The organism is Ferrithrix thermotolerans DSM 19514, assembly GCF_900128965.1.
Lineage (GTDB): Bacteria > Actinomycetota > Acidimicrobiia > Acidimicrobiales > Acidimicrobiaceae > Ferrithrix > Ferrithrix thermotolerans.
Genome location: NZ_FQUL01000071.1, coordinates 1 through 3,591, shown reverse-complemented (window position 1 = coordinate 3,591; position 3,591 = coordinate 1). Strand labels below are relative to the sequence as shown.

The 3,591-nt window shown below is 45.6% G+C and carries 3 protein-coding genes and 1 pseudogene; all 4 read right to left on the bottom strand.

Translation table 11 applies throughout. The annotated features are described in order from the left end of the window. Nucleotides 1-60: 60 nt before the first annotated feature. Nucleotides 61-2,196 (bottom strand): glycosyltransferase, encoded by a 2,136-nt coding sequence (locus BUA24_RS11550; RefSeq protein WP_072792738.1) that lies wholly within the window; start codon nt 2,194-2,196, stop codon nt 61-63. Then, nucleotides 2,193-2,612 (bottom strand): Rossmann-fold NAD(P)-binding domain-containing protein, encoded by a 420-nt coding sequence (locus BUA24_RS12855; RefSeq protein WP_072792736.1) that lies wholly within the window; start codon nt 2,610-2,612, stop codon nt 2,193-2,195. Before BUA24_RS12855 ends, BUA24_RS11550 begins: the two co-directional genes overlap by 4 nt. Nucleotides 2,613-2,685: 73 nt before the next feature. Beyond that, complete coding sequence (locus BUA24_RS11540) at nt 2,686-3,084, bottom strand: Rossmann-fold NAD(P)-binding domain-containing protein (protein WP_072792734.1); 399 nt, start codon at nt 3,082-3,084, stop codon at nt 2,686-2,688. Nucleotides 3,085-3,299: 215 nt separating this feature from the next. Further along, nucleotides 3,300-3,591, bottom strand: a pseudogene (locus BUA24_RS11535) (IS256 family transposase); the annotation flags it as partial.

Genomic DNA, 3,591 nt, shown 5'->3' with positions numbered 1-3,591 from the left:
TGAAAATTCCTGTTTCACAGCGAAACTTTGGCTAGGGACAATAACAAAAATACTTTTTTTCTAATTTATTCCCATCCACGAGCGCAATACAGAGGAAATTCGACGCGCCGGAGCAGTAACCGACCAAGACGTCGATCTCCTCAGATCAATAATTTCGCTAGCCAATTCCGAATTACGTCCACGCAAACTAACTAATTCATCACGCGTCTCAGCATCGCGACCGATGAGACTAAAACACACCTGATTACGCATAGCAACAAAACTAGGATCTTCGCATCTCTTGGCAACACCTTCTTTTATCCCATCAATGATTATCTTCGCCATACCCTCCCATGAATTATTTCCATTAGTTTCAGAGCACCCGCCAAAAATCCAACCCTCCTGCAACGAATCCATCATGACATCCCTAATCGCAGTGACAAGCTCATCGTAAGACTGAAAGAAATACACTGGAGACTTCAGACCTATAGCGTTTTGCACCACCTCTCTATTCACTGCTCTATCACGTAATACCAACGGTTTATCACTTGCCATGGACTCAACGATAGGAAATCCAAACCCCTCCGAATTAGACGGAAACACCACCATATCTGCCTTAGCGTATAGGCCAGTAACCTCATCCATCGTCAGCTCTCCAGCTCTCAAAGCCCTAATGCCCACATGAGCCTCTCCAGAATAACCCAACGCATAAACCATTACATTAGAGCCACCAAATCGCTTAGCTATAATGCTTGCAGTTTTGTTTACCATTTTATGGTCATAATGATTACCAACTAGGAGAATCTTAAACACTGAATTGTTCTCCCTCGCAAATAAGACCTCTCTTTTCTCAAAACGCTCTTTATATTCTGACAAATCTGTAGAGGGCCTACTCACTAGCCTGATCTGGCGCTCATTATTTCCAAATCTTGTACTAAACACATTGAGTGAAGCGGTCGAAATAAATGCCAATATATCAGCATGGGAGGCCGCAAAGCCCAACACACTTTCAAGTCCAGGTTGGTCGTTTGCTAAGTAGAAGCAGTCGAGCGCTATTGTATCAAGCATCATAAAACCCACTATGGGTGCACTTTTATGTAACGATAGAAGAGCCTCCCAGGAAAACGGCTGAGCTAAACGAAACGCAACAGTATAGGTAATTTCTATCTCTTCAAAACTTTCGTAAATGTCAACTGTAGCTAGTAGAAACCGGCGCTCGTGAAATATTAGGGCATCCTTATTGGCAACAATAGCAATATTATGCTCCGAACCTAAACTCCTAACTAATTGCTCAACCACCTGAAGAGCAAGTGTAAAGGTTCCATTGTGGAAGCAACCAAGCATAGACAGATCAATGAGAATGCGCCAGCTGTCCCTACTAGCTCTCACGAGCTCTGTAACTAGTTTTTCATATGTCCTTGGAGCGCCTGAATAGTACCGCCTGATAGCATCAAAGTACTCCGGGTATCGTTCTTGAAGAATCTTAGAATTTCGCCGTTCCAAATAGTCCTTCGACGATTTGAACGACACGCTTTCAAGATGGGATGCAAACGCCCAGTTCGCCAATGCAACCCTATACCCTACTCGGTTTGCTCGGAAGACTAAATCATTTTCTTCATTGTAACCCGGTGAATACACTTCGTCTAAAATCCCAACGGTCTCCAAAACCGCATTGCGTATGAGGAAACAGAATCCAGAAACAGTAGGAACAATTTGCACCCTTGGCAACATCGGCTTCAAATCATTAAACATTGAACGACAGGCTGCTACATCCACCTCCGTATTCTCCGACCACCAAGGTAGCGACGCCAACGTTGCTTTGTTAGATCTAGGACCCACAAAGCCTATGAGGTCATCTTCTTGAAGAACACTAATCATCTCAGACAGACAACCAGGATCCGGAAACGCATCGGAGTTGAGCAGCAGCGCATTAGCCTTCCTTTGAATCGCAAGAGTTAATCCCACGTTTACCGACTTTACAAAGCCCAAGTTTTGCGGATTAATATGCAGATAACACTTAACACCAATCCGTTCTATCTGAAGGCACAACTCCTCCAGCTCTTCTGCTAATTTTTCGTCACCAGGGTAGTCATTCACTAGCACAAATTCAGCCGACAGATCTTGTAACTCCTGCTGCAACGATATTAGATGCTTCCTTTGTTGCTTCACGAGATCTAGACCTCGATAGAAGGGTATAATAACTATAAGCCCACTCAAGTTAGACCTCCTAACACAACAAAGAGAGGGAGACCTTCATTTACATTGATCGCCGCATGACCGAGCACAAAATTATTGTCATTGAATGCAGCCAACTGCAGGGTGTCCTTTAGTAGACACGGTCCCGCTGCAAATCTCGCACTAGGCAAGTCACTCGCCCTTGGGTAGTCCTCCATCAAGCCTCGACGAATACTTTCGTAGTCTAGTCCTAAATTCGTTGCCATCATAAAGAGCTGACTTGCAGCTGCAAACTTTATGTACCGCCACACATTCGTGAATAGTTTTGCCATTTCGGCTTCCTCAGGAGACATAGTAATTATTTTGTTAGTCAGATTTCCAAACAACGCACTTGCCTGTTCCAGTCCTCGTTCTGACCTCGACGACACGATTTGCGGTAGCTCGAATAGCTCTATCATTGCTCTTCCCTCCGCGATACATTCTGGACAAAATGAAACCGGAATATCCAAACCGGCCTCACTTATTATCGATTCAATTAAAGCCGTTGTACCCGGATATATGGTACTGCATTAGGTGCTGATCGTTGGTCATTCGGCCGACGAGATCTTGAACGGCATCCAATACTTTATGCGATTCTGGATTTTGATGTTCATCAACTGGAGTTCCGATTATTACGATTACTGATGAAGAACGACTTACAACCGTCGGATCTTCAGTAGCAACAATCAGCGACTCGCTCAACACCTCCCTCAACATCGGATCCAAACCAGGTTCGAAGAATGGCGCTCTCCCACTGTTTACCGCTGCAACAGATTCGGAGGAGATGTCATAGAGTGCTACCCTCAACTTTTTTGATGACAATGCTACACCAAGAGGCAAACCCACATGGCCGCATCCGCCAACAAGAACGACATCGAATTCACGAGTCACCAAATATCCTCCATCAGAACGCCAGGGATTTGGAAATTTCCAGCTCCTTTCAGCCAAACTCAGCGTAGTCGACCAGTTCCAATCACACTCCACGCAACTCAACTTCTTGCTCAAGCTAAACCCTTACGTATCATATTGAGCACTACCATGAATGATTTGGGAGCTTTGGTCACACCTAGTGTATGAACATTTGCTGACATCATTTAGGCGCCGTCCTACTTAGGGTTCCGTCGGGTCTTATTGGCGGGTATCCCGTCGATGAATATCACCCGTCAAATAGCTCTCGGAGTCCTTAGGGATGCTGAATACCCTTCCACCGCTTCACCGTCTGCTGGATGAGCTTGAAGTCCAGGCTGAGGAAGCTGGAACGAGAGACGCAGTTCTTGGTGCGGCTTGTTCTCTATCATACCGTGGCAAAGGTGGACTCGCTGGCGTTGCTACTGCGGATGTGCCGCCAGTGCTCTGCCGGAAAGTCATAGAAGGTCAGCAGCACGTCGTGGTCCTTCT